At 60.6% G+C, this 23,772-nt stretch carries 23 protein-coding genes; 11 read left to right on the top strand and 12 right to left on the bottom strand.

The features are described from left to right. Positions 1-35 precede the first annotated feature (35 nt). Complete coding sequence (locus tag Q7F16_RS07280) at positions 36-698, bottom strand: LysE family translocator (protein ID WP_409555853.1); 663 nt, start codon at positions 696-698, stop codon at positions 36-38. A gap of 208 nt (positions 699-906) precedes the next feature. Between Q7F16_RS07280 and alaC the strand changes: the two genes are divergently transcribed. Further along, positions 907-2,124 (top strand): alanine transaminase, encoded by a 1,218-nt coding sequence (gene alaC / locus Q7F16_RS07275; protein ID WP_014336943.1) that lies wholly within the window; start codon positions 907-909, stop codon positions 2,122-2,124. A 167-nt stretch (positions 2,125-2,291) separates the two neighbouring features. On the opposite strand, the gene Q7F16_RS07270 is transcribed toward alaC, so the two are convergent. After that, positions 2,292-3,644: a GntP family permease gene (locus tag Q7F16_RS07270; protein WP_014336942.1), complete on the bottom strand. Its 1,353-nt coding sequence runs from the start codon at positions 3,642-3,644 to the stop codon at positions 2,292-2,294. A 92-nt stretch (positions 3,645-3,736) separates the two neighbouring features. After that, positions 3,737-4,270: a gluconokinase gene (locus Q7F16_RS07265; protein WP_014336941.1), complete on the bottom strand. Its 534-nt coding sequence runs from the start codon at positions 4,268-4,270 to the stop codon at positions 3,737-3,739. 216 nt (positions 4,271-4,486) lie between these two features. Between Q7F16_RS07265 and Q7F16_RS07260 the strand changes: the two genes are divergently transcribed. The 3 genes from Q7F16_RS07260 (at position 4,487) to Q7F16_RS07250 (ending at position 6,941) form a co-directional block, all read left to right on the top strand. Beyond that, a complete protein-coding gene (locus Q7F16_RS07260) occupies positions 4,487-5,518 on the top strand; it encodes a LacI family DNA-binding transcriptional regulator (RefSeq protein WP_041475769.1) in 1,032 nt (343 codons plus the stop codon). A gap of 157 nt (positions 5,519-5,675) precedes the next feature. Next, complete coding sequence (locus Q7F16_RS07255) at positions 5,676-6,230, top strand: hypothetical protein (protein ID WP_046065676.1); 555 nt, start codon at positions 5,676-5,678, stop codon at positions 6,228-6,230. A gap of 291 nt (positions 6,231-6,521) precedes the next feature. Continuing rightward, positions 6,522-6,941, top strand: a complete 420-nt coding sequence (locus Q7F16_RS07250; protein WP_409555854.1) for a GNAT family N-acetyltransferase — start codon at positions 6,522-6,524, stop codon at positions 6,939-6,941. A gap of 62 nt (positions 6,942-7,003) precedes the next feature. Here Q7F16_RS07250 and def read toward each other — a convergent pair whose 3' ends face one another. Beyond that, the gene (gene def / locus Q7F16_RS07245; RefSeq protein WP_046065653.1) at positions 7,004-7,543 is read right to left on the bottom strand and encodes a peptide deformylase; all 540 of its coding nucleotides are present in this window, start codon (positions 7,541-7,543) and stop codon (positions 7,004-7,006) included. Continuing rightward, a complete protein-coding gene (locus Q7F16_RS07240) occupies positions 7,540-8,490 on the bottom strand; it encodes a YihY/virulence factor BrkB family protein (RefSeq protein ID WP_046065652.1) in 951 nt (316 codons plus the stop codon). Before Q7F16_RS07240 ends, def begins: the two co-directional genes overlap by 4 nt. 249 nt (positions 8,491-8,739) lie before the next feature. Between Q7F16_RS07240 and Q7F16_RS07235 the strand changes: the two genes are divergently transcribed. From Q7F16_RS07235 to Q7F16_RS07225, 3 genes are all read left to right on the top strand, one after another. After that, positions 8,740-9,117, top strand: a complete 378-nt coding sequence (locus tag Q7F16_RS07235; protein ID WP_014336935.1) for a hypothetical protein — start codon at positions 8,740-8,742, stop codon at positions 9,115-9,117. A 417-nt stretch (positions 9,118-9,534) separates the two neighbouring features. Then, the gene (locus tag Q7F16_RS07230; protein WP_409555855.1) at positions 9,535-11,433 is read left to right on the top strand and encodes an MAC/perforin domain-containing protein; all 1,899 of its coding nucleotides are present in this window, start codon (positions 9,535-9,537) and stop codon (positions 11,431-11,433) included. A 25-nt stretch (positions 11,434-11,458) separates the two neighbouring features. Beyond that, complete coding sequence (locus tag Q7F16_RS07225) at positions 11,459-11,659, top strand: hypothetical protein (RefSeq protein WP_014336933.1); 201 nt, start codon at positions 11,459-11,461, stop codon at positions 11,657-11,659. A 152-nt stretch (positions 11,660-11,811) separates the two neighbouring features. Here Q7F16_RS07225 and fadD1 read toward each other — a convergent pair whose 3' ends face one another. Together fadD1 and fadD2 are read right to left on the bottom strand one after the other, a co-directional pair. Next, on the bottom strand, positions 11,812-13,503 hold the full coding sequence (fadD1, locus tag Q7F16_RS07220; protein WP_046065649.1) for a long-chain-fatty-acid--CoA ligase FadD1: 1,692 nt from the start codon (positions 13,501-13,503) through the stop codon (positions 11,812-11,814). A gap of 371 nt (positions 13,504-13,874) precedes the next feature. Continuing rightward, on the bottom strand, positions 13,875-15,563 hold the full coding sequence (fadD2, locus tag Q7F16_RS07215) for a long-chain-fatty-acid--CoA ligase FadD2 (RefSeq protein WP_014336931.1): 1,689 nt from the start codon (positions 15,561-15,563) through the stop codon (positions 13,875-13,877). 225 nt (positions 15,564-15,788) lie between these two features. Here fadD2 and Q7F16_RS07210 point away from each other — a divergent pair, with 225 nt between their 5' ends. Beyond that, a complete protein-coding gene (locus Q7F16_RS07210) occupies positions 15,789-16,733 on the top strand; it encodes an alpha/beta hydrolase (protein ID WP_018611002.1) in 945 nt (314 codons plus the stop codon). A 44-nt stretch (positions 16,734-16,777) separates the two neighbouring features. Then, complete coding sequence (locus Q7F16_RS07205; RefSeq protein WP_014336929.1) at positions 16,778-17,248, top strand: MaoC family dehydratase; 471 nt, start codon at positions 16,778-16,780, stop codon at positions 17,246-17,248. 130 nt (positions 17,249-17,378) lie between these two features. Here Q7F16_RS07205 and Q7F16_RS07200 read toward each other — a convergent pair whose 3' ends face one another. The 4 genes from Q7F16_RS07200 to Q7F16_RS07185 all read right to left on the bottom strand — a co-directional run bounded on the left by Q7F16_RS07200 (position 17,379) and on the right by Q7F16_RS07185 (position 21,204). Next, a complete protein-coding gene (locus Q7F16_RS07200) occupies positions 17,379-18,242 on the bottom strand; it encodes an efflux RND transporter periplasmic adaptor subunit (protein ID WP_409555856.1) in 864 nt (287 codons plus the stop codon). A gap of 9 nt (positions 18,243-18,251) precedes the next feature. After that, positions 18,252-18,458 (bottom strand): DUF1656 domain-containing protein, encoded by a 207-nt coding sequence (locus Q7F16_RS07195; protein ID WP_003198565.1) that lies wholly within the window; start codon positions 18,456-18,458, stop codon positions 18,252-18,254. Further along, the gene (locus tag Q7F16_RS07190) at positions 18,445-20,445 is read right to left on the bottom strand and encodes an FUSC family protein (protein ID WP_409555857.1); all 2,001 of its coding nucleotides are present in this window, start codon (positions 20,443-20,445) and stop codon (positions 18,445-18,447) included. Before Q7F16_RS07190 ends, Q7F16_RS07195 begins: the two co-directional genes overlap by 14 nt. A 294-nt stretch (positions 20,446-20,739) precedes the next feature. Beyond that, on the bottom strand, positions 20,740-21,204 hold the full coding sequence (locus Q7F16_RS07185; RefSeq protein WP_014336925.1) for a ferritin-like domain-containing protein: 465 nt from the start codon (positions 21,202-21,204) through the stop codon (positions 20,740-20,742). Positions 21,205-21,411: 207 nt separating this feature from the next. Here Q7F16_RS07185 and Q7F16_RS07180 point away from each other — a divergent pair, with 207 nt between their 5' ends. Next, positions 21,412-21,648, top strand: coding sequence for a DUF3820 family protein (locus Q7F16_RS07180; RefSeq protein WP_014336924.1), 237 nt, complete (start codon positions 21,412-21,414; stop codon positions 21,646-21,648). Between the two features lie 16 nt (positions 21,649-21,664). Then, positions 21,665-22,852: an aminotransferase class V-fold PLP-dependent enzyme gene (locus Q7F16_RS07175; RefSeq protein ID WP_409555858.1), complete on the top strand. Its 1,188-nt coding sequence runs from the start codon at positions 21,665-21,667 to the stop codon at positions 22,850-22,852. A 243-nt stretch (positions 22,853-23,095) separates the two neighbouring features. Here the strand turns inward: Q7F16_RS07175 and Q7F16_RS07170 are convergent, their stop codons facing one another. Further along, positions 23,096-23,761 (bottom strand): bifunctional 4-hydroxy-2-oxoglutarate aldolase/2-dehydro-3-deoxy-phosphogluconate aldolase, encoded by a 666-nt coding sequence (locus tag Q7F16_RS07170; RefSeq protein WP_013692437.1) that lies wholly within the window; start codon positions 23,759-23,761, stop codon positions 23,096-23,098. Positions 23,762-23,772: the final 11 nt, after the last annotated feature.

Below are 23,772 nucleotides of genomic sequence, written 5' to 3'. Positions count from 1 at the left end.
AAGCCAAACCGTGATTGCCAGGATCGTTTCGCTTGTCAGATGCCTGGCAGGGCGCTGGCGAGGGTCTTCCCTACAAACTCGTTGTAGCCAGAAACAATCACGTACACCGCGAAATAGCAGAAGATCGCGGCGGATGCCCAATAGGAGTAACGCAGCAGTTTATCCCCCAACAATTTGCCGCCCTGGGTTGCCGCCAGGCACAGGGCCGCGCACCACAACAACCCGGCGCAGAGAAAACCACTGAGGAACAGCGCCGAGCTGAGCAAGGTGCCACCACCCGAACGCGCGATCAGTGTGCCGCCCACCGCTGCGAACCAGAGGATGGCACTGGGCGATGACATGGCCAGGAAAATCCCGCGAAAGAACTCCTGGCGCGAGGAGTTGCCCTGCACCTCGCCGGCCTCGGCCAGCACGGCGCTGTGATAGATCGCCGAATGGATCATCTTCGCCGCGAAATACAGCAACAGCACCGAGCCACCGAGCCACAGCACCCAGCGCACCGCTTCGTATTGCAGCAGCACGGTCATGCCGGCCAGGGCCAGTACGGCATAGACCAGATCGCCTACACAGGTGCCCAGGCCCAGGGCGAAACCCTGGAAGTAACCGCGCTGCATCGCCAGGGTGATCATCGCGATATTGGCCACGCCTATGTCCAGGCACAGGGAGAGACTCAGCAGGAAACCGCTGGAAAATTCCATCATTCATTCCGTTCGATTGGGCTACAGCGAATTCAACTGCCCGCAGCCGGCGTTGATGGCTGCGTGGCGAGGTCGACAGTGTCGTCGAAAATAGTTGCGCGCCGCTACTGGACAATCCGACATCCGCCCGATTATCTTGCGCCGCAGGCCACCGCAGTGGCCAACGTCGCTCGGACGGTTCCGGGCGCTCACGTATCTCGAGGCAACAATGGCCGAACAAGGTTCGCCGCGCCGCTTTGCGCGCATCGATCGACTCCCCCCTTACGTATTCAATATCACTGCCGAGCTGAAGATGGCTGCGCGTCGGCGCGGCGAAGACATCATCGACTTGAGCATGGGTAACCCCGACGGCGCCACGCCCCCACACATCGTGGAAAAGCTGGTCACCGTCGCCCAGCGGGAAGACACCCACGGCTATTCCACCTCCAAAGGCATCCCGCGCCTGCGCCGTGCCATTTCGCGCTGGTACAAGGACCGCTACGAGGTGGACATCGACCCGGAAACCGAAGCCATTGTCACCATCGGTTCCAAGGAAGGCCTGGCTCACCTGATGCTGGCGACCCTGGACCAGGGCGACACGGTGCTGGTGCCCAACCCCAGCTATCCGATCCACATCTACGGTGCGGTGATCGCCGGCGCCCAGGTGCGTTCGGTACCGCTGGTGCCGGGCGTGGATTTCTTCGCTGAACTGGAGCGGGCCATTCGCGGCTCGATTCCCAAGCCGAAGATGATGATCCTCGGTTTTCCCTCCAACCCCACAGCCCAGTGCGTGGAGCTGGATTTCTTCGAACGGGTCATCGCCCTGGCCAAGCAGTACGACGTGCTGGTGATCCACGACCTGGCCTACGCCGACATCGTCTACGACGGCTGGAAAGCCCCGTCGATCATGCAAGTGCCCGGCGCGAAAGACATCGCGGTGGAGTTCTTCACCCTGTCCAAGAGCTACAACATGGCCGGCTGGCGCATCGGTTTCATGGTGGGCAACCCGGAACTGGTCAACGCTCTGGCGCGGATCAAGAGCTACCACGACTACGGCACTTTCACCCCGCTGCAAGTGGCCGCCATCGCCGCCCTCGAAGGCGACCAGCAATGCGTACGCGACATCGCCGAGCAGTACCGCCAGCGCCGCAACGTATTGGTCAAGGGCCTGCATGAGCTGGGCTGGATGGTGGAAAACCCCAAGGCGTCGATGTACGTCTGGGCCAAGATTCCCGAGGCCTATGCCCACCTGGGCTCACTGGAGTTTGCCAAGAAGCTGTTGGCCGAAGCCAAGGTCTGCGTCTCGCCGGGGGTGGGGTTCGGGGAATATGGGGATGATCACGTGCGCTTCGCGCTGATCGAAAACCAGGATCGGATTCGCCAGGCTGTGCGCGGGATCCGAGGGATGTTTCGGGCCGATGGCTTGGTAAACAAACCTGGCGCCTGACGCAAAAACAACGGTGGGAGTTTGCTCCCACCCTGGATCTGTTGATCACCCGAAACCAGTGTGGGAGCGAGCTTGCTCGCGATAGCGACATAACAGTCAGCATCTCTGTCGACTGTTACACCGCCATCGCGAGCAAGCTCGCTCTCACAGTTGGGTATTGCTCTGGTTCAGACCACCAGCGACAACAGCAGGATAAAGATCAACCCCACCACGGACAGGATGGTTTCCATCGCGGTCCAGGTCTTGAAGGTTTCGGCCACGGTCATGTTGAAGTACTGCTTGACCAGCCAGAAGCCCGCGTCGTTGACGTGGGACAGGATCAACGAGCCGGCACCGGTCGCCAGCACCAGCAGCTCACGGTTCACACCCGGCATCATCCCCACCACCGGCACCACGATCCCGGCACCGGTAATGGTTGCCACCGTCGCCGAACCCGTCGCAATCCGAATCACTGCCGCCACCAGCCAGGCCAGCAGGATCGGCGAGATTTGCGCGCTGACCGCCATGTGGCCGATCACATCGCCCACGCCGCTGGTCACCAGCATCTGCTTGAAGCCGCCACCGGCACCGATGATCAGAATGATCGCGGCAGTCGGCGCCAGGCTTGCGTCCAGCCATTTGAGCATCTGGCTGGAGCCGATGCCCTGCTTGTAGCCGAAGGTGTACAGCGACAGCAGCAACGCCAGCAGCAAGGCCGAGATCGGGTGACCGATCATGTCCATCCAGACGCGGAAGAGGTTGCCGTCCGGCAGCGCTACGTCAGCAAAGGTCTTGAGCAGCATCAGGAACACCGGCGACAGTACGGTGATCAGGGTGATGCTGAAGCTTGGCAGCTCGGCGGCGTTCGTCTCGCGGGCCAGTTGATCCACCAGTTCCTGGTTCGGATGGCCGGGGATGTGCTTGGCAATGAACGTACCGAAGATCGGTCCGGCAATGATGGCCGTTGGCAGCGCCACGATCAGGCCGTAGAGAATGGTCTTGCCGATGTCAGCGCCAAATATGCCGATCGCCAGCAGCGGCCCCGGGTGCGGCGGCACCAGGCCGTGGACTGCGGAAAGGCCGGCCAGCAGCGGGATACCGATCTTGATGATCGACACGCCGGTACGGCGCGCAACGATGAACACCAGCGGGATCAGCAACACGAAGCCGATTTCGAAGAACAGCGGGATGCCCACCAGGAACGCGGCGAACATCATGGCCCACTGCACCTTGTCCTTGCCGAAGGCGCGGATCAGGGTCTGGGCGATCTGATCGGCCCCGCCCGACTCGGCCATCATTTTGCCGAGCATCGTGCCCAGCGCCAGGATGATGCCGACAAAGCCCAGCACGCCACCGAAGCCGTCCTGGAACGCCTTGATGATGGTGCCGGCCGGCATGCCCGACGTCAGGCCGAGGAACGCGGCGGCGATGGTCAGGGCAATGAACGGGTGGAATTTGAACTTGGTGATGAGGATGATGAGTCCGATCACCGTGACCACTGCATCAAGCAGCAGGAACGTCTCGTGGGACATGCCGAACATGGGAGGTGTCTCCTGATTTGTTGTTGTTATTGAAGCAGTTATTGGTTAGCCGTCGGGGTAGCGCTATCTTTCTGACGCAAATTTTTTGAAACTCAGCCGGCAAGCTTCAAACCATGGTCCAGCCACCAGACGTAAGCCTGATGCGCCAACTCCTCAACGCTGTGGCTGGACGCGTCCAGAGCCAGGGTCAGGGGCTCGCCGACAGGGGATTGAAGGGTGGCAAACTGGCTGTCGATCAAGGTCGACGGCATGAAATGACCGGGACGATGGGAAACGCGGTCGGCGGCCACTTCGGGGGTCAATTCAAGGAATACGAAGCCCAGGCCGGGCAAGGCACTGCGCAGACGCTCGCGATAACTGTGCTTGAGGGCCGAGCAGGTCAGCACCGGGCGCTCGCCCGTGGCGTCGACACGGCGCAACTCGTCGCACAGGCTGTCGAGCCAGCCGGCACGGTCGTCGTCGTTCAAGGGAATACCGGCGCTCATCTTCTGGATGTTGGCCGCGGGGTGGAACGTGTCGCCTTCGATGGCGGTGGCGCCGCTCAATTGGCACAAGGCCTGGCTGACGCAAGTTTTGCCGCAACCGGCAACGCCCATGATGACCAGGGCGGTGATGGGATTGTTCATGTAACACCTCAGCGCGCAGACAGCGCTACCTTTGCCAGTTATGACACCGCAGCAAAAGCAGAAGTTGCCGACGCCTTCTTGTCATTTTTGTGGTTGCAGCATGTTCGTTCAGGACGCCAACGGATGGGAGATCAGGCAACCCCCATTCACGCATTTGCAGCGGCGTCGAGACAGCGCTACCTTAGTACCTTGATTTTTGTTTGGCAAGCCGCCCTGATGACCGTCCCTAAAAACGATAAGAATACTCGCACCACTGGTCGCCCCACGCTCAATGAAGTCGCACGCCTGGCCGGTGTCAGCCCAATCACGGCCTCCCGTGCCCTGCGCGGCGTCAGCACCGTTGCCTCGGAACTGGTGGAAAAAGTCCGCCAGGCCGCCGTGGAGCTCAACTACGTCGTCAACCCCGCCGCCCGCGCCCTGGCTTCGGCCCAGAGCCATTCGGTGGTGGTGCTGGTGCCGTCGTTGTCCAACCTGTTGTTCATCGACACCCTGGAAGCCATTCATCGGGTGCTGCGGCCCAAGGGCTTCGAAGTGGTGATCGGCAACTACCACTACTCCCGGGACGAAGAAGAAGACCTGCTGCGCAACTACATGGCCTATCAGCCGCGCGGTTTGCTGCTGACCGGTTTCGACCGCACCGAAAGCGCCCGGCGCATGATCGAGGCCAGCAACATTCCCTGCGTGTACATGATGGAACTGGACCCCGGCGCGGGGCTCAACTGCGTCGGCTTTTCCCAGCTCAAGGCCGGCGAAACGGCGGCCGAGCACTTGATTTCCAAGGGCCGCAAGCGCCTGGCCTATATCGGCGCGCAATTGGACCAACGCACCCTGCTGCGTGGCGAAGGCTTTCGACGCGCCCTGCAGAAAGCCGGCCTGTATGACCCGGACCTGGAGCTGCTGACCCCTCGCCCGTCATCGGTCGGCCTGGGCGGCGAATTGTTCCTGCAAATGCTGGACAGCCACCCGGACGTCGATGCGATCTTCTTCGGCAACGACGACCTGGCCCACGGTGCCCTGTTCGAGGCCCTTCGCTGCGGCATCAAGATTCCCGAGCGGGTCTCGGTCCTGGGCTTCAACGACCTGCCCGCCTCGGCCCACATGGTGCCGCGCCTGAGCAGCATCAGCACGCCAAGGGAAGCCATCGGCCGTCGCGCCGCCGAGCAAATGCTGACGTTGATGGCTGGCAACCGCATCGCGCAGCCAGTGGTGGACATGGGCTTTGAGCTCAAGGTTCGCGAAAGCACCTGAGCCCGGCACGATGCGGTCGATCCATGCCGACGAACGGCAAGGATTGGCCGCCCCGCTCGCCACGCGCCAGCCCATCGCGTTGGAATACGGGGCCTTGCGGCGACGGCATGGGAATTGCTCCTGCCCATCGCTCAGCCATTACCCACAGGTGTTCATCATGTTGGTCAGTGCCAAACAGCAAGCGATGGTCTTGCCGCTCAAACGCCCGGGGGAGGATCCCACCGCCGAAGCCGCCAGCGGCCTGCAAAGCGCCGTGTTGCAGGCCTTGCGCGATAACGTCCAGGCCCAGGCCAGCCAGGGCAGTACCCAGGTCCAGGATTCCTTCACCCAACAAGCCACGCAACAGGTCAACGCCGCCACCGCCATCAGCGACAAGGTGGACGAGGCGTTCGCCAAGACCCGTGTGCACTTGCAGACCGTGGCTTCACCAGCGGCCGAAGAAACCACGACACTGGGTGGTTCTGCGACAGCAGAATTCAAGGACTACATGAGCAAGACGCCCGAAGAGCGCCTGCGCGACAGCATTCTCGAAGAGATGGGCATTACTGAGGAAGAGTTCGAGGCGATGCCGCCCCAGAAGCAGATGGCGGTCAGCCAGGAGATTGCCCAGCGCATGCAGGACAAGTCGGCGATTGCACAAGTGGAAAAGGCCCAGCAGAGCCGCACCGACGACAAAGCCTCGGCCACGGACATGTTTCTCGCCTCGCTTTAAGCCTCGGCACATTGCGCAGCGTTTGAGCTGGGGTTAGCGCCCCAGCTCAAACCTGAGGCCAACCGAGGCAGTATCGGTTCAATGACCGAACAGGTTCACCTTCTTGGTTTTTTTGTCGGCGCGCTTTTCATCGGCAGTCTTCGCCGGTTTTTTCTTTGCCGCTTTTTTTGAATCCATGCCTTTGGCCATGATACGTACTCCACTCATACGGGATGTGAAGTCAGGTATACACCTATCGCCGCACCTGCGTTCTTTTATAATCGCCCTCCCCTTATCGCCCACGACCCTGCCATGCCCGAAATCCATTACGCAGTGCTCGAAGAATCGCTTTGGCCGTTGATGAACAAGTTTTATCGCGCCCACCAATCCTCGATGAAAGCCGTGCGTGATGCGCAGCTTTGGGTGGCGTGGCGCGATGAGATCGTCGCCGCCCTATGCCTGCGACCGGTGTCGGGCGGGCATTGGTTGACGGGGTTGTTCGTCGACCCGGCGTACCGCGTACAGGGCGTTGCAGGGCGGTTGATCGCCGAGGCGGTGAACGGCGTGAACGAGCCGGTGTGGCTGTTCTGCCACCCGGACTTGCGTGGTTTTTATGAGCGGCGTGGTTTCAGCTTCGGCCCCGAACTGCCCTATGCGATGGCCGAACGCCTGAGCCGGTATGCGCGGAGCAAGCCGATGATTGCGATGGGGTTGGAACCCTCAAAGCCCTAAAGATCAACACAGCCCACTGTGGGAGCGAGCAAGCTCGCTCCCACAGGGTTCGGGGTGGGGGATCAATCGTCAGCCGCGGGGTCCAGGTCCGGGAACATCACTTCGGCAAACCCGAACTTGCTGAAATCACTGATGCGCGACGGGTACAAGCGCCCGATCAGGTGATCGCATTCATGCTGCACCACCCGCGCATGAAAGCCCGACGCGTAACGCACGATCGGCTCGCCCTTGGGATCGAAGCCTTCGTAGCGGATGTCCTGGTAGCGCTCGACCGCACCGCGCAAGCCCGGCACTGACAGGCAACCTTCGAAACCCTCTTCCATCTGCGGGCCCAGCGGGGTGATCAGCGGGTTGATCAGGATGGTCTGGGGCACCGCTTCGGCGTCGGGGTAGCGCTCGCTGTGCTCGAAGCCAAAGATCACCAGTTGCAGGTCCACACCGATCTGCGGCGCCGCCAGGCCGACACCGCCGACGCTTTCCATGGTCTGGAACATGTCGTCGATCAATTGCCACAACGCTGGGCTGTCGAACATGTCGGCGGGCACCGGCGGGGCGATGCGCAGCAGGCGTTCGTCGCCCATTTTCAGGATTTCACGGATCATGGTCGAGCTTCGTCAGGGTGGGGATGAGGGATGGAATGGTCGCGGCCCAGGCCCGACACATGCTGCTTTTCGTGCTCGCCCGCGCTCTTTTCGCCCGGGTTCTTGCCCTCGGCGGACATGTGCTCGATCACCGCATTCATCTCCGCACCGAGCAACAGCACCGCCGAAGAAATATAGAAATACAGCAACAACACGATGATCGCACCGATGCTGCCATACATGGCGTTGTAGTTGGCAAAGGTCTTGACGTAAAACGCGAAGCCCAGGGAGGCGATGATCCACACCACCACTGCCAGCACCGACCCCGGCGTGATGAAGCGAAACTCCTGCTTGACGTCGGGCATCACGTAATAGATCAGCGCCACGGCCACCATCAGCAAGATCACGATCACCGGCCAGCGCACGATCGTCCAGAGCGTGACGATGAACTCCTCCAAGCCGACCTGGGCCGCAATCCAGCCCATCACCTGCGGCCCGAGCACCATCAGCGCCGCAGCGGCCAGCAGCATGCCGGCGATGCCGACCGTGTAGAAGATCGACAGCGGAAAACGCTTCCAGGCCGGGCGGCCTTCCACTACGTCGTAGGCAGCGTTCATCGCGCTCATCATCAGCCGCACGCCCGCCGAGGCGGTCCACAAGGCAATGACGATACCCACCGACAACAACCCGCCCTTGGATTGCTGGAGCTGGTCGATCACCGGGTTGACCTGCTCCAGGGCCTGGGGCGGCAACACCAGCTCCGATTGCAGGCGCAGCCAGGAGAAGAAGTCCGGCAGGTGCAGGAAGCCGATCAATGCGATCAAAAAGAGAATGAAAGGAAACAGCGAAAACAGCATTTGGTAAGCCAATGCCGAGGCGTAGGTCGACATCTCGTCGTCGAGAAACTCGGTCACGGTGCGCATCATCACACGATGCAAGGGTAAGCCTTTCAAGGCCGGGAACATCATGTGCGTCTCCTTTCGCCGCAAAAAAGGGGGGGGGTCGCTTGGCGACTCAAGGGCCGTTATCACAACAAAGTAGCCTGTTTGGCGACCTTGGATCAATTTCGTCTTTCATGCCCGACGCTGAATTGACCGACGATTGCCGAACCAAGTTTCATTGTTCCTACAGGCGGGGCTTTATGTTTGCCCGGCAACCACCGAGAATGCCCCACGTATTCAGGCTGCGGCCTGAAGCTCCAACCCCGTAGGAACGTTATGAAACTCGATAAAAAGCAGGCCATCGCCCGCAGAAACCAGGAACTGGGCGGCGCCGTACTGGGCGTCAACAACTGCCACTTCAGCGAATTGAACCGCAACCGCAACATCTTCTGGTTCAATATCCCGGTGGCGCGCCTGGCCATCGGTCAATACGAATGGATCCACCTGCTGCTGCACACGCCAGCCACCGATGAGCTGCTGCACCTGAAGGTGCCGACCGTGTTCCTGCGCGAGAAGATGGAAGGCCTGGAAGTGCGCAACCAGGGCAAGCGCAAGGCAGCCCTGAGCCTGGAACTGAGCGCCGACAAGGATTCCTACCTGCAGGACATGCGGCCAGGTGGCACCCATCTGGATTTTGCGCAGTTCAGGTTGTAATCCCAAGCTAACTGCAGTGGGGGAGCTGTTGTCGCGATCAACCCAAGCAAAATCCCCGCACTGACTAATGCCGATCCGTTAACCCCTATCGCAGACCTTTGACCGCAAGAAATCAAAATCCGATGCCTGAACAGGCATCGGATTTTTTTATGCGTCTCGCCTGGGCACTGGAACTGCCCCACCTCGAGCAGGCCCTTGAACAACCCTTCCCAGCGACGCGGTTCTCGCCTCGGCGGCGCAGAGCGGCGGCTCGCTCATTTCTCATCGTTGAGACTGATACCGAACTGATACCGAGCTGATACCGCCGTGGCCTGTCGCCATGAGCGCCGCCGCCCCATATTGGCTCTACCCGATAAGGCCAAGGCCAAACTGCATAACGCAATTTTCTATTAACCAATTATTGGGCAGGAGCAAACCATGAATGACGAAACGGACATGGCAAGTGTCATCAAAGCCGAGGATTCCAATATGCTCAACGGCGATCTAGGCTATGGTCGAAACCGCCTCAGCGCAGCCCGTGCCCCGGATGAACGCGTATTTGACCCGGCATCCGGCGCCGGCATCAATCGTCATGCAGATACACGACGCGAAGATTACTCGTCGTTCTTCAGATCGATTCTGGACTATCGCCACACAACAAAGGCCGAATTCAATTCGACTGCCAGCTACGGTGAATTCTCGGCCGAATTCCACCTCAACTTTGAAAAGAAATATACCTCCCATCAAGACAACACGGCCGCCGTGCGCATCCTGCGCCTCGTCTTCGGCGGCGCGAAGCTCGATGCGGTCTCGACCGCAGCGCTCTCGCCCAAGTTCATCGAAGAAGTCGCCCGTCTGCCGATGACGTTCAGCCACGAGCAGGCGAATAAATTCTATAGGTTCTTCGACATGTTCGGGACCGACGTAGTGACTTCGATCACGCTGGGCGGAAATCTGTACTTCCAGGCCCTGGTACAGAAATCCAAAGTGACGGAACTCGAAAAGATCAAGGTCGAACTGGAGGCCGAGTACGGCATCTTCTTCACGGCCGACGGTTCGATCGATGATACGATCGAGCGCAAGCAATACATGGAGAGCCGCGACGCCTCGGTCACCACTGAGGGCGGCGACAATGACATCTTCTCCGGCGTCATCTTCACGAAGCCGAAGAAGTATGACGACAAGACGAACAAATGGATCGCTTCCGTCGGGAAAAAACCGGTTGTCGTCGGGCGGGAATTCAAGCCTGTTCACGCCTTCATTGCCGACGACGAGCGGCGCATGGCGGCACAGAAGGCCTTGGATCACTATATGGGCCGCTATCTGAGCGTCCATTCGACCTGGGGCTATAGCAGCCTGACCGTCGGCAACATGACACGGCGAGAGCTGGAGGCCGGTGCCGTCGGCACGCCCGGTATCAAAGTGCGCGTGGTTGATCGCAAAACGTTGCAGGGACGGGAAGAGTATTTCGCGGCCCCCGCCATCGGTAGCGCCATGTCCGACATCAACCAGTTCTGGAGTGTGTTCAAGTCCGGTATCGAGTCCATGGGGCTTGAGCACGCCATCATACTGCTAGCGACGGAATGCTGGCCGCGGGAAAGCCGCTATAGCCCGCCGGATCACATCATCGCTTTCCTGAAAAATAAATGCGGCGGCTCGGAGGCGACACTGCATCGCTGGCGCGATGACTCCCTTCGCTGCGTGCCGTGTCCCTATGCCGGCGTCAGCTATGGGCTGATCGGCTACGGCAGCAGCACCTCCCGTGACAAGGGTGGGGATGCCTACGTGATCGGCTTCGGCGATCCGGAGCGAACTCTGCGGCCAGAGCTTGAGATCTTCGCCGACCTCTACACCACTGAAGACGGTACGGCGAAGTTCACTTGCAACGACATCTTCAAGGGAGAAGCCATCCCCTTCCTGAAGTTCCGCAGCCAGCATTGGAACACATGGCAGATCGCCGTCGACCCCCATGTCCCGGAGCGCGTCACCCTGGAAGACGATAGCGCGGGCGATGCCGCCAAGGCCCTGTGGTACGCGCAGCCGGCGGGGCCAAAATACGGCATGCACCCCTTCTACCTGATCAACGCCCAGACCTGCGGCGTTCTGCAATGGGACAGCGGTGGCGCGGCCCAGGAGAAGGAAGCGGTGCTGCGGCCCTTCGCGCCCAATCTCGACATCAACCTGTGGGACCTGCGCTACCCCTTTATTTTGTGCCTGTCCTATCAGCCGAATTGGGACCTGCGTGCCTTTGGAGATCGGCGCGTGAGAGTGGCGTCGTACCGTGGTCGTGACACGGAACTGCGCTGGTCGCCAAGTAACGTCAGTCGTGTGCTCTAACCCCCTATTTGAAAGGAGTATTGAAATGCCTAAGGGATATCAGTCGTTCCTGCAGAAATCGACCCGCACCACTTACTGCAGCAAAGAGAAGTTCGCCAATCACGACCTCTCTGCAACATGGGTCGCCGCTGCGTTGAAGCACTTCAACATCGAGGCATCGGACACCAAGGACTACAAATACCCTCTCGACAGCCAGCCGGCCCGAGCCAAGATCTGGCCGGCCTGATCGCGAGCGCTCCAGGTACCGTGAAGGAAGGAGCCGGCCAGCCACGTCGTCGACGGAGGGGGGATGTAAAAACCGGCTCTGAATGGCTAATGCCAGTCAGCTTGACTGACTGGCATTAGCCATATTTGCAGGACGTCTTGTTGGCAACACGCTTACTTTTTCAGCCCCAACTTCCTGAGCTCTTCATCGCGCAACTCGCGTCGCAGGATCTTGCCCACGTTGGTCGTCGGCAAGGCATCACGGAACTCCACGGCCTTGGGCACTTTGTATCCGGTGACGTTGGCACGCATGTGTTCCATCACCTGTTCCTTGGTCAACGTGACACCCGGCCGTGCAACGATGAAGATCTTGATCGCCTCGCCAGACTTCTCGTCCGGAATGCCAATGGCCGCGCATTGCAGCACGCCCGGCAGGGTTGCCAGCACATCTTCCAGTTCGTTGGGGTAAACGTTGAAACCGGAGATCAGGATCATGTCTTTCTTGCGATCGACGATGCGCATGTAGCCGTCCGGCTGAATCAGCGCAATGTCACCGGTCTTGAGCCAGCCTTCGCTATCGAGGATCTCGTCGGTGGCGTCCTGGCGCTGCCAGTAACCCTTCATGACCTGCGGACCTTTCACACACAATTCGCCGATTTCGCCCAATGGCTGTTCGACGCCCGCGTCATTGATCACCTTGCACAGCGTCGACGGCACCGGAATGCCAATGGTGCCGATCTGGATCTTCTGGATCGGGTTGACCGTGGCCACCGGGCTGGTCTCGGTCATGCCGTAGCCTTCGCAGATCGGGCAACCGGTCACCGCCTTCCAACGCTCAGCCGCTGCCAGTTGCAGGGCCATGCCGCCAGACAGGGTGACTTTCAGGGCCGAGAAATCCAGCTTGCGGAAGGCTTCGTTGTTGCACAGGGCCACGAACAGGGTATTGAGGCCGACGAAACCGCTGAACTTCCACTTCGACAGCTCCTTGACCATCGCCGGCAGGTCGCGCGGGTTGCTGATCAGGATGTTGTGGTTGCCGATCAGCATCATCGCCATGCAATGAAAGGTGAAGGCGTAGATGTGGTACAGCGGCAGCGGCGTGATCAGGACCTCGCAACCTTCATTGAGGTTGGAGCCCATCAGCGCCTTGCACTGCAACATGTTTGCCACCAGGTTGCGGTGGGTGAGCATCGCGCCCTTGGCCACGCCGGTGGTGCCGCCGGTGTATTGCAGCACGGCGACATCGTCGCTGGTGGGGTTGGCTTCGCTCACGGGCTGGCCGTGACCTTTGCTCAGCACGTCGTTGAACTTGATGGCCTTGGGCAAGTGATAGGCCGGGACCATCTTCTTGACGTACTTGATCACGCTGTTGATCAACAGGCGCTTGAGCGGCGGCAGCAAGTCGGCAACTTCGGTGACGATGACGTGCTTGACGCCCGTCTTGGGTACCACGGTCTCGGCCAGGTGCGCCATGTTCGCCAGGCACACCAGCGCCTTGGCCCCGGAGTCATTGAACTGGTGTTCCATTTCCCGCGCGGTGTACAGCGGGTTGGTGTTGACCACGATCAGCCCGGCGCGGATCGCACCGAACACGGCCACCGGGTACTGGAGAACATTGGGCAGTTGCACGGCGATTCGATCGCCCGGCTGTAAATCGGTATGCTGTTGCAGGTACGCGGCAAAGGCACCGGACAACTCGTAGAGCTCACCGTAGGTGATCGTCTTGCCGAGGTTGCTGAATGCCGGCTTGTTGGCAAAGCGTTGGCAGGACTGCTTCAACACCGCCTGAATATTCGGATACTCGTCTGGATTGATGTCGGCAGCAATCCCAGCTGGGTACTTATCCTTCCAAAAGTCTTCAATCATGGAAGCCCACTCCTCAGCAACGCGAATTCTCACCGCATTTGATGCGATTATTATTGGTGTGTGTTTATTGGTGAATCTGGCTTGAATCAAGGCCGAGAAGTCACAAAAGCGCGCCGAGAGTAGCAGCTTTGCCGAGGGCCGCCTAGAGCCAAAAGCAGCCCCCACAGTCACAAACATGACTCATGAATATTTTATGGTCACTTTTAGAGTAAAAATTCTAAGCCTCATCTGAATCGCCCTGAATACCCAAAAAAACTGTGGGAGCGAGCTTGCTCGCGATAGCGGTGGACCAGCTGAATCTTATTTAGCTGATACACCGCCATCGCGAGCAAGCTCGCTCCCACAGGGGTTTCTACTGGACTTCTCTGGCCTCAGGCGATATCCCGCAACTCCCGCCGCAAAATCTTGCCAACCGGGGTCATCGGCAACGACTCCCGCAGCACGATGTGCTTGGGAATCTTGTAGCCGGTGAAGTTCTCCTTGCAGTAGGCCTTGAGCTCTTCAAGGCTGACGCCGGTTTCCCGCGCCACCACGAACAGCTTCACCGCCTCCCCCGAACGTTCGTCCGGCACGCCGATCACTGCGCAGTTGGCCACCTTGGGATGGGCCATCACCACGTCTTCGATCTCGTTGGGGTACACATTGAAACCCGAGACGATGATCATGTCCTTCTTGCGGTCGACGATCCGCACGAAACCGTCCGGGTCAATCACTGCGATATCGCCGGACTTGAACCAGCCCTCGTGGTCCAGCACTTCGGCCGTGGCCTCAGGCTTGTTCCAGTAGCCTTTCATGATCTGCGGGCCCTTGATGCACAGCTCGCCGCGCTCGCCCAGGGGCTGCTCGACGCCATCGTCGTTGATCACTTTCATCAGCGTGCCCGGCACCGGCATCCCCACCGTGCCCAACCGGGACTTGCCGCCATAAGGATTGGCACTGGCCACTGGCGAGGTTTCGGTCAGGCCATAACCTTCGGTGATGCCGCAACCGGTGATCTGCTCCCAACGCTCGGCGGTGGCCTTGATCAGCGCCGTGCCACCCGAGTTGGTGACCTTGAGATTGGAAAAATCCAGGGTCTTGAAATCCGGATGGTCCATCAATGCCACGAACAGCGTGTTGAGCCCCAGCAGCAGCGAGAAACGCCAGTTCTTCAACTCCTTGATGAAACCACCGATGTCCCGCGGATTGGTGATCAGCACGTTGTGGTTGCCGGTCACCATCATGCACATGCAGTTCGCCGTGAACGCATAGATATGGTACAGCGGCAGCGGCGCGATCATGACCTCCTGGCCTTCGCGCAACAGTGGATGGCCGTCATCGCCGAGCTGCCCCAGGCAGGCCCGGGCCTGTTGCATGTTGGCCACCAGGTTGCCGTGGGTCAGCATCGCGCCCTTCGCCAACCCGGTGGTGCCGCCGGTGTACTGCAACACCGCAATGTCATCGAGGCTGACGTTCAGCGGCTTGATGCCCTGGCCGCGCCCCAGGCGCAAGGCGCTCTTGAAGGAAATGGCCTGGGGCAGCGAATAGGCCGGGACCATTTTCTTGACCTTGCTCACCATCGTGTTGACCAGCCAGCCCTTGGCGGTGGGCATCAGGTCGCCCATCTTCGCTTCGATCAGGTACTGCAGGTCCGTATCGGGCAACACCTCCTGGACTTTCTGCCCGAACATATTCAGGTACACCAGCGCCCGGGCACCGGAGTCCTTGAACTGATGACGCATTTCCCGCGCGGTGTACAACGGGTTGGTGTTGACCACCACCAGCCCGGCGCGCAAGGCACCGAACACGGCGATCGGGTATTGCAGGATGTTGGGCATCTGCACTGCGATTCGATCACCTGGCGCCAGGTCGGTATGGGCTTGCAGGTAGCCGGCGAAGGCTGCGCTATAGCGCTCGAGCTCGGCATAGGTGAGGGTCACCCCCATGTTGCTGAACGCCGGACGGTCGGCGAATTTCTTGCAGGAACGCTCGAACACCTCGATCACCGACTTGTAGGCCCCAAGGTCAACATCCAGGGGCACGCCGGTCGGGCGTTTGTCATTCCAGAAATCAGGCTGCATTGTTTTTGTCCTCTTTACCTGAGCATGTCCGGGGCCGCGTCTGTATCGCTTGCAGAGGCGGAGCTCCTGGGACACTAGCAGCTATGGCCAATCAGGCAAATATGGCAACCTGCGTCATAGATTGTGTGAATCTTCTTGCCTAGGTGTGGCCTGATCAGGCGAGACGCAACGGATGCGCTATACAATGCAGCGACGCTGCGTCTGACTTTGTGCAAAGGAATCGCCATGATCCACCAAACGTTCTGGCTGACCGCGACCGACCATAGCCGCCTGTTCGTCAACCAGTGGCTGCCTGAAACCGCCCCGTTGGCGGTGATCATGCTGGCCCATGGCATGGCCGAACACAGCGGCCGCTACGCCCGCCTGGCCCAGGCACTGTGCGACGAGGGCTACGGTGTCTGCGCTGTGGACCTGCGCGGCCATGGCAAGACGGGCGAGGAAGCGATTCTCGGTCACTTTGCCGATGAGGACGGCTGGCTCAAGGTCGTGGGCGACCTGGCCAGCCTCAACCACCACATCGTCCAGCAATATCCCGATACCCCCATCCTGCTACTGGGCCACAGCATGGGCAGCTACATCGCCCAGGGTTATTTGTTGCATCACAGCGCCAGCCTGCACGGGGCAATTCTCAGCGGTTCGAACTTTCAGCCGGTGACGCTCTACCGCAGCGCTCGCCTGATCGCCCGCTTCGAACGCTGGCGCCAGGGTGCCACGGGGCGCAGCGCGTTGATCGAGTGGCTGTCGTTCGGCAGTTTCAACAAGAAATTCAAACCCACGCGTACCCCCTTCGACTGGCTCAGCCGCGACCCGGCCGAAGTCGACAAGTACGTCCACGACCCGCTGTGCGGCTTTCGCTGCACCAATCAACTGTGGGTCGATCTGCTCGGTGGCTTGCAGCAAATCAGCAAAGCGTCCAATCTCGCCCAGATCGATCCGGGCCTGCCCCTGCTGGTGATCGGCGGCGAATGTGATCCGGTGAGCGAAGGCAAGCGTCTGAAGGATCTGGCCGACGCCCTGCGCGACGCCGGCAGCCAGCACCTGCAATTGACGATTTACCCACAGGCCCGGCACGAATTGTTCAATGAAACCAACCGCGATGAAGTGACCGCCGACGTGCTGGCCTGGATTGCCCAGGCCCTGAGCCACAAGCGGCCGCCACGCAGCGAGTAGGCTTGCCGCGTTTTTCCTTTACCCCGTCACAGGATTTGAAACAGATGACCCAGGTTACCAACACCCCTTACGAAGCCCTCGAAATTGGCCAGACCGCCAGCTACAGCAAGACCGTCGAAGAGCGTGACATCCAGCTGTTCGCGGCGATGTCGGGCGATCACAACCCGGTGCACCTGGACGCCGAGTTCGCCGCAGCGAGCATGTTCAAGGAGCGCATCGCCCATGGCATGTTCAGCGGTGCGCTGATCAGCGCGGCGGTGGCCTGCGAGCTGCCTGGGCCGGGCACCATCTACATCGGCCAGCAGATGAGCTTCCAGAAACCGGTGAAAATCGGCGACACCCTGACCGTGCGCCTGGAAATCCTGGAAAAACTGCCGAAGTTTCGTGTACGCATCGCCACCCGCGTGTTCAACCAGCGCGATGAGCTGGTGGTGGACGGCGAAGCCGAAATCCTCGCACCGCGCAAGCAGCAGACCGTGACCTTGCCGACGTTGCCGGCGATTACTGTGGGTTGATTCACAGGCGCCTACGGTGAGTGACTTGTGGTGAGCGGTTGTGTGGGAGCAAAGCTTGCTCGCGATGCAGGCACCTCGGTTCCCTGAGAGACCGAGTTATCTTCATCGCGGGCAAACCTTGCTCCCACATTTAAGGCGAGTCTTCGCGCACCTGCACGCTCGCCGTCATCCCCGCGCTCAGGTTCACCCCCTCCGGCACCTTGTCCAACTTGATCCGCACCGGTATCCGCTGGGCCAGGCGCACCCAGTTGAAGGTCGGCTCGACCTCCGCCAGCAACTGCGCATCGGGGTTGGTGTTGCGGTCGGTAATGCCACGGCTGATGCTCTCGACATGACCCTCCAGCGCATGGCCGGCGCTCATCAGCCAGATCTTGACCGGATCGCCCACGCGAATCCTCGGCAACTTGGTTTCTTCGAAATAGGCCTGCACATAGAACGTCGAGTCGTCGATCAGCGCCATCACCGGCTGTCCGGCATTCACGTAGTTGCCTTCGGCCAGGCGCAGGTTGGTGATGTGACCGTTGCGTGGGGCCAGGACCTGGCTGCGCGCCAGGTTCAGTTCGGCGACCTTGGCCTCGGCCTGGGCTTCGCGCAGTTCGCCTCGGGCGATGCCGGCGTTGATCTGGGCGTTTTCCCGCAGTTCGGCGCTGATGGCCTGAGGCCCAAGGGCGGCGCGACGGCTGGCTTCGTGTTCACGCAGGCTCAGTTGCTGCTGGCGCGTCTGCACCACGGCCCGTGCCTTCCCCAGCGCTGCCTCGAAACGCTCACGGTCGATACTCAGCAACACATCGCCGGCCTTGACCTGTTGGTTATCCACCGCCTTGAGCTCACGCACCCAACCCGACACGTCGGGGGCAATCACCACCACGTCGGCGCGGATCCGCGCATCGCGGGTCCAGGGTGTGAGCATGTAGTACTGCCACAAGTGAAACCCGGCGAAGATCGCCACAGCCACCATGCACAGCGTGACGGCGACACGTACGGATGTACGCATGTTCAACTCCTATAGCGGCCCGAGGACCACGGTAATAACGGTCAGGACACAGACATACAGGGCGCAGTCGAACAAGGCTTCATGCCAGATCCAGCGCCCGGCCGGCACCAGGCTGAGCAACAGGCGCAACGCACCGGTCACCAGCAACGCCAGCACCACATAAATCAGGAACGGGCTGAGCAACACCCCGCCAATCGACCACTCACGCAAGCCCATGGCTGTGCTCCCGTCGTTCAGGTTCGTGCTGGCGGCACCAGGCGCGCCAGCTGTTTTGCAATTGCACCACCGCGCCCTGGGCCAGCTTCAATGCGTCACCGGGCGGCTGGGTCGACAACACGCTCAGCAATTCGGCGCTCGCCGGGGCCAACGCATCGGCCTGGTCACCGCTCGGGCCGCGTTCAAGCACCTGCTCCAGCGCTGCGAAATAACGACGCTGAGCGCGGGAATCGGGCACTTGGGCGACGGCCAGGCTCAGGCGCAAATGCAACAGTTCATCGCCTATGTCCAGGCCAAGCAAACCATCATCCCAACGGCTGCGCGCCTGCACCGGCAATTCAGGGTAATGCCGCGCCAGTTGCAACAGCCGGTCGGCCATGCGCCCGCCGAACCAGCTCTCGGCGCCACGCAGGCTGCGATGGGTCAAACGCACCAGATCGTGGAGGGTCGCGGCCAGCAGGCGGCGGCTGTGCCAGGCCGGGTTGCGCAAAATCAGCAGATTGAAAGCCAGCACCGCCGCGCCTACACCGATCAACATCGCCTGGGCATTGTTGAAGAACGCTGCGACGTCATATTTCATGGCGTTGAGCGGTGAAATCAACACCACAAAATGCAGGCAGAACGACGTCGCCGTGGCGAAGATCTGCGGCTTGGCCATACCCAGCGCACCGAAAAACAACGGCACGCCCATGGCCATGCACAGCATCGCAAAGCTGCTCCATTGCGGTAGCAAAAGCTCGCCAATCACGAACGCCGTCGGCACGGCCAACAGAATGCCGCGCAGAAAACTCATGCCGATCTGCGCGCCGTTTTCGCGACTGGCGAACAGGCTGCACACCACGCACGTCAACAGCATCGCGCCCGATGCGGCGGGCCAGGCGGTCGCCAGCCAGAAACCGGCAACGACCAAGAACGCCAGGGCGCTGCGCGCACCGAAGACCATGGCCAGGGACAGATCACGATGAGGCGCCAGGGTTCGCGGTGGATCCGCCGCCGCCCTGCCCTCCTGCACCGCCGTCAAGGCCGCGCAGGCGGCCAGGGCGGTATCGAGCAACAAGGCGAACCGTGCCAGGCAGTAACTTTGCGCCGAGCTGATCTGCGGGTCGTGGGACGCATCCCATACCCGGGGGCGCAAGGCTTGCAGGGTCGCACCGTCGGCGTCGAGGGCCTGCTGCACCTCGTTCATCCACGGCTGGAGGGCCTCGGCCTCCTCGGGGTCGAGCTGTTTCCACTGCCGACGCACCGAGCGCGAAAGGCGCAGCAGCATCAGCAATTTCTGGCTCAAGCCGCTGATAGCCCGGGCGCGCTGTCGGCCACGGCTGCCTTCGAACCAGGCATGTTCGCGCTGGGCATCCACCGCGACGATCCTGCCCAGGATTTCCAGCAACCCTTTACGGGCCTGGGCATCGCCTGCCAGGGTGGCACGGGCGGCCTGCATGCCGCTCTGCCAGGCAGCAAACGCCTGACCAGCCAATTGCCGCTCGACCCGCAACGGCCAGAGCAAGGCACTGGCCGCCGTGGCGCAGACGATGCCCAGGCTGATCTCGGTGCAGCGCGCCACCGCCTGGTCGAATATACCCAGCGGGTGGGAAATGGCCGGCAAGGCAATGATCGCCACTGTGTAGCCGGCCAACACGAATGAATACGACCAGGCACTGCGCAGCAGCGTCGAACAGGCTGTGCACAACCCCAGCCAGAGCGCCAGGGCCAGCAGGAACAACCAAGGCGCCTGGGCAAACAGGCCCATGAACACCACCGACATGACGGTGCCCACCAACGTGCCGAGCAAGCGCGCCAAGCCCTTTTGCACCACCATCCCGGACAGTGGCTGGGCGACGATGATCGCGGTCATCAGCGCCCATGACGGCTGCTCCAGCCCCCAGCGCAACGCCAGCCACAACGCCAGCCCAGCACCCAGCACGGTCTTGATGGCGAACTGCAAAGCGAGGCGGTCAGGGGCAAACAAGGCCTGGAAGGTTATGGGCACGCGATAAACTCTTTGGGGGACGCCAGTAACAATAGATGCAATGCGAGGGATCGGCGGTGCAATTATTAGCTAGCTATCTATCAGAGTCTAGAGGTGATTGTCGCCCCACCATGCGAAGGCTTTCGTGGCGAGGGAGCTTGCTCCCGCTGGGTTGCGCAGCGACCCTGATTTTTGGGGCTGCTGCGCAGCCCAGCGGGAGCAAGCTCCCTCGCCACACGAGTGTTCACCTTAAATCTGAGTCGTCCCCACAAAAAACGCCAGCAAGCTGGCGTTTTTTTCGATCAGGACGCGTTGTTAGCTGGCGCGCGCCTGGTTACGCAGAGCCTTGACCTGGTCATGGTTGCGTTGCACGCCGTGGTACTGACGCTCAACCAGATCACGGATACCCACCAGGTTGTGTTTGCTGATTTTCTCCAGCGCTTCCTTGTAGGCCTTGAGCGCATGGTCTTCGCCACGCTCGGCTTCGTTGAGCACCGCTTCTTCATCCTTGCCGGTGAACATGGATTTCACGTCCACCCAACGACGGTGCAGGTCACCAGCAACGCTGGTGGAGGTTTCCGGATCGCCGCCCAGGGAACGAACCGCCGCTTGCAGCTCGGCCGCAGCGGTCGCGCAATCCGCAGCACGTTGAACGAACAGCGCCTTGAGTTGTGGGTGCTTGATGTCTTGAGCGCAGGTCTTGAAGCCTTCCTGGCCATCTTTGCTGGTCTCGATCAGGTCGTTCAAGACGGAGATGGATTCTTTGTTGATGTCAGTCATTTTTCAGTTCCTTTGCTGGGTGAATAGAAAACCTGCAAGGGATATTGCATCGGCCATGCCAGCCCAAGAACCTGATTAATTTCATTAAAAATCAATTAGTTATAAAAAAATAAGAAAACTGTATCCGCGTTATTTGCATGATCTGTCATTTGGCCTGCATGCAGAATGCCTGTATTTTCGAAGCAGATTCGAATCAAGACGATTGCCATGAACCCGGAAAAGCTCGAATTGCTCATCACGCGTCAAATGCCGTTCGGCAAATACAAGGGTCGAATCCTGGCTGACCTGCCCGGTCAATACCTGAACTGGTTCGCCCGCGAGGGTTTTCCTCACGGTGAACTGGGTGGTTTGCTGGCACTGATGCAGGAAATCGATCATAACGGGCTGTCGGACCTGCTCGATCCATTGCGCGCCAAACACGGCAAACCCAAGCCTCGCCCCTGATCAGTTGAGCCCCGTCATGCCCGAAAACACGCTACGCGCCCATGATGAAGCTTTCTGGCAGACGTTTGTCGGCCGCTACGACATCGATCCCGCCGGGCCACTCAATCTGGAAAATGGCTACTTCGGGCGCATGTCCCGCACCGTGGTGGAGGAGTACCAGCGCAACATCGAATTCATCAACCGAGGCAACTCGGTGTACGTGCGCCAGCATTTCGACCGTGAACACGGCGAAGCCATTCGTCGGCAGGTAGCCCGGCTGATCCACGCTTCACCCCAGTGCGTCGGGTTGGCCGGCAGTGCGGTGGATGCCTTGCAGACGCTGATTCGCAACTACAACGGCCTCAAGCCGGGCGATCAAGTGCTGATCTGTGATCTGGAATATGCCTCGGTCAAAAGCGCCATGCGCTGGCTGGCCCGCCAGCGTGGCGTGGAGGTGATCGAAATCGTCCACCAGCACCCTGCCAGTTTCGAAAGCCTGGTGGGCACTTATCGCGAAGCGTTCATTCGCTACCCGCGCCTCAAGCTGATGGCGCTGACCTACGTCAACCACCTCACCGGGCTGGTGATGCCGGTCCAGGCCATTGCCGAGAATGCCCGCGAGTTCGCCGTCGACATCATCCTCGACGGGGCCCACGCCCTGGGCCAGATCGATTTCGACCTGAAGAAGCTCGGGATCGAATTCGCCGGGTTCAACCTGCAGAAGTGGATCGGCGGGCCCCTCTCCCAGGGCTTCCTGTACATCGCCCCGCAGCGCTTGGCCGACATCGACCCGGACATGGACGAAGACAGCTACCCCGCCACCGACGTCCGCTCACGTACGCCCCACAGCACGCCCAACATCCCTGCCTTGCTCACCCTGCCGCTGGTCTTCGAAGAACACCAGGCCCTGGGCGGCGCTTCGGCCAAAGGCGCGCGCCTCTGTTATCTGCGTGATCTGTGGGTGAGCGCCGTGCGCGATGTGCCGGGCATCGAAGTCATGACCCCGGATGACCAGCGTCTCTATTGCGCGATCACCGCGATGCGCTTCACCGCCCACGCCGATCAACAGGCGATGGCCGATCGATTGCTCAATGAGCACGGGATCTTCACGGTGGTGCGCCACACCAGCGTCGGGCCGTGCATTCGCATTACCCCGGGGCTGATTACCTTGGCGAGTGATATCGAGCGGTTGACCAAAGCACTTATTCACCTGAGCCGAATGTAGTTGTGGCGAGGGGATTTATCCCCGTTGGGGCGCGCAGCGGCCCCAAAACCTGACAACTCGGTGCGTCAGATAGGTTGAGTCAACCTTGTTTGGGGCTGCTGCGCAGCCCAGCGGGGATAAATCCCCTCGCCACAAATTCAGTGTTCACCCTGCTTGGAGAGATAAAACCCAGGCAAAAAAAACGGCGCGCCGACCAAGCGCACCGTAAAACCGTAGAACACCCAACGAGGTTCGGTAAAACAATCAGTCCAGCAGCGCCAAGGCCTCGGCGGTGCATTCCTGAATGCGGGCCCAGTCGCCGTTCTTGATCCACTCAGGATCGAGCATCCAGCTTCCGCCCACGCACATCACGTTTTTCAACGCCATGTAGCTCTTGATGTTGGCCGGGCTCACGCCGCCGGTCGGGCAGAATTTCACTTCGCCGAACGGACCACCCAAGGCCTTGATGGCCGCGACGCCGCCGCTGACTTCGGCCGGGAACAGTTTGAAGCGGCGATAGCCCAGGCTGTAGCCTTCCATGATGCCCGAGGCATTGCTGATGCCGGGCAGTAACGGGATAGGGCTGTAGACGCTGGCCTCGAGCAGATCACGGGTGATGCCCGGAGTGACGATGAACTGCGAACCGGCCGCCTCGGCGGCGTCCAGCATGTGGCGGTCGAGCACCGTGCCGGCACCGGTCACCAATTCCGGACGCTGCTCGCGCAGCACCTGGATGGCCTTGAGGCCGTATTGGGAACGCAGCGTCACTTCCAGCGCAGTCAGGCCACCGGCGGCCAGGGCATCGGCCAGCGGCAGGATGTCCTGTTCACGGGCGATGGTGATCACCGGCAGGATCCGCGCCTTGGCGCAGAGGCTGTCGATCAGGGCAACTTTGTCCGCCATGGAAACGGTCGGGGATGGGTTTGTCATAGCGGCTGATC

The organism is Pseudomonas sp. Lb2C2, from assembly GCF_052112205.1.
Taxonomy (GTDB): domain Bacteria; phylum Pseudomonadota; class Gammaproteobacteria; order Pseudomonadales; family Pseudomonadaceae; genus Aquipseudomonas; species Aquipseudomonas kilonensis.
The sequence above is the reverse complement of the archived record's forward strand: the minus strand, read 5'-3'. Positions and strand labels throughout refer to the sequence as shown.

Excerpts from the sequence above, each read along its gene's own strand:
- Q7F16_RS07280 (WP_409555853.1), bottom strand. The coding sequence starts at position 698 with ATGGAATTTTCCAGCGGTTTCCTGCTGAGTCTCTCCCTGTGCCTGGAC.
- alaC (WP_014336943.1), top strand. The coding sequence starts at position 907 with ATGGCCGAACAAGGTTCGCCGCGCCGCTTTGCGCGCATCGATCGACTC.
- Q7F16_RS07270 (WP_014336942.1), bottom strand. The coding sequence starts at position 3,644 with ATGTTCGGCATGTCCCACGAGACGTTCCTGCTGCTTGATGCAGTGGTC.
- Q7F16_RS07265 (WP_014336941.1), bottom strand. The coding sequence starts at position 4,270 with ATGAACAATCCCATCACCGCCCTGGTCATCATGGGCGTTGCCGGTTGC.
- Q7F16_RS07260 (WP_041475769.1), top strand. The coding sequence starts at position 4,487 with ATGACCGTCCCTAAAAACGATAAGAATACTCGCACCACTGGTCGCCCC.
- Q7F16_RS07255 (WP_046065676.1), top strand. The coding sequence starts at position 5,676 with ATGTTGGTCAGTGCCAAACAGCAAGCGATGGTCTTGCCGCTCAAACGC.
- Q7F16_RS07250 (WP_409555854.1), top strand. The coding sequence starts at position 6,522 with ATGCCCGAAATCCATTACGCAGTGCTCGAAGAATCGCTTTGGCCGTTG.
- def (WP_046065653.1), bottom strand. The coding sequence starts at position 7,543 with ATGATCCGTGAAATCCTGAAAATGGGCGACGAACGCCTGCTGCGCATC.
- Q7F16_RS07240 (WP_046065652.1), bottom strand. The coding sequence starts at position 8,490 with ATGATGTTCCCGGCCTTGAAAGGCTTACCCTTGCATCGTGTGATGATG.
- Q7F16_RS07235 (WP_014336935.1), top strand. The coding sequence starts at position 8,740 with ATGAAACTCGATAAAAAGCAGGCCATCGCCCGCAGAAACCAGGAACTG.
- Q7F16_RS07230 (WP_409555855.1), top strand. The coding sequence starts at position 9,535 with ATGAATGACGAAACGGACATGGCAAGTGTCATCAAAGCCGAGGATTCC.
- Q7F16_RS07225 (WP_014336933.1), top strand. The coding sequence starts at position 11,459 with ATGCCTAAGGGATATCAGTCGTTCCTGCAGAAATCGACCCGCACCACT.
- fadD1 (WP_046065649.1), bottom strand. The coding sequence starts at position 13,503 with ATGATTGAAGACTTTTGGAAGGATAAGTACCCAGCTGGGATTGCTGCC.
- fadD2 (WP_014336931.1), bottom strand. The coding sequence starts at position 15,563 with ATGCAGCCTGATTTCTGGAATGACAAACGCCCGACCGGCGTGCCCCTG.
- Q7F16_RS07210 (WP_018611002.1), top strand. The coding sequence starts at position 15,789 with ATGATCCACCAAACGTTCTGGCTGACCGCGACCGACCATAGCCGCCTG.
- Q7F16_RS07205 (WP_014336929.1), top strand. The coding sequence starts at position 16,778 with ATGACCCAGGTTACCAACACCCCTTACGAAGCCCTCGAAATTGGCCAG.
- Q7F16_RS07200 (WP_409555856.1), bottom strand. The coding sequence starts at position 18,242 with ATGCGTACATCCGTACGTGTCGCCGTCACGCTGTGCATGGTGGCTGTG.
- Q7F16_RS07195 (WP_003198565.1), bottom strand. The coding sequence starts at position 18,458 with ATGGGCTTGCGTGAGTGGTCGATTGGCGGGGTGTTGCTCAGCCCGTTC.
- Q7F16_RS07185 (WP_014336925.1), bottom strand. The coding sequence starts at position 21,204 with ATGACTGACATCAACAAAGAATCCATCTCCGTCTTGAACGACCTGATC.
- Q7F16_RS07180 (WP_014336924.1), top strand. The coding sequence starts at position 21,412 with ATGAACCCGGAAAAGCTCGAATTGCTCATCACGCGTCAAATGCCGTTC.
- Q7F16_RS07175 (WP_409555858.1), top strand. The coding sequence starts at position 21,665 with ATGCCCGAAAACACGCTACGCGCCCATGATGAAGCTTTCTGGCAGACG.
- Q7F16_RS07170 (WP_013692437.1), bottom strand. The coding sequence starts at position 23,761 with ATGACAAACCCATCCCCGACCGTTTCCATGGCGGACAAAGTTGCCCTG.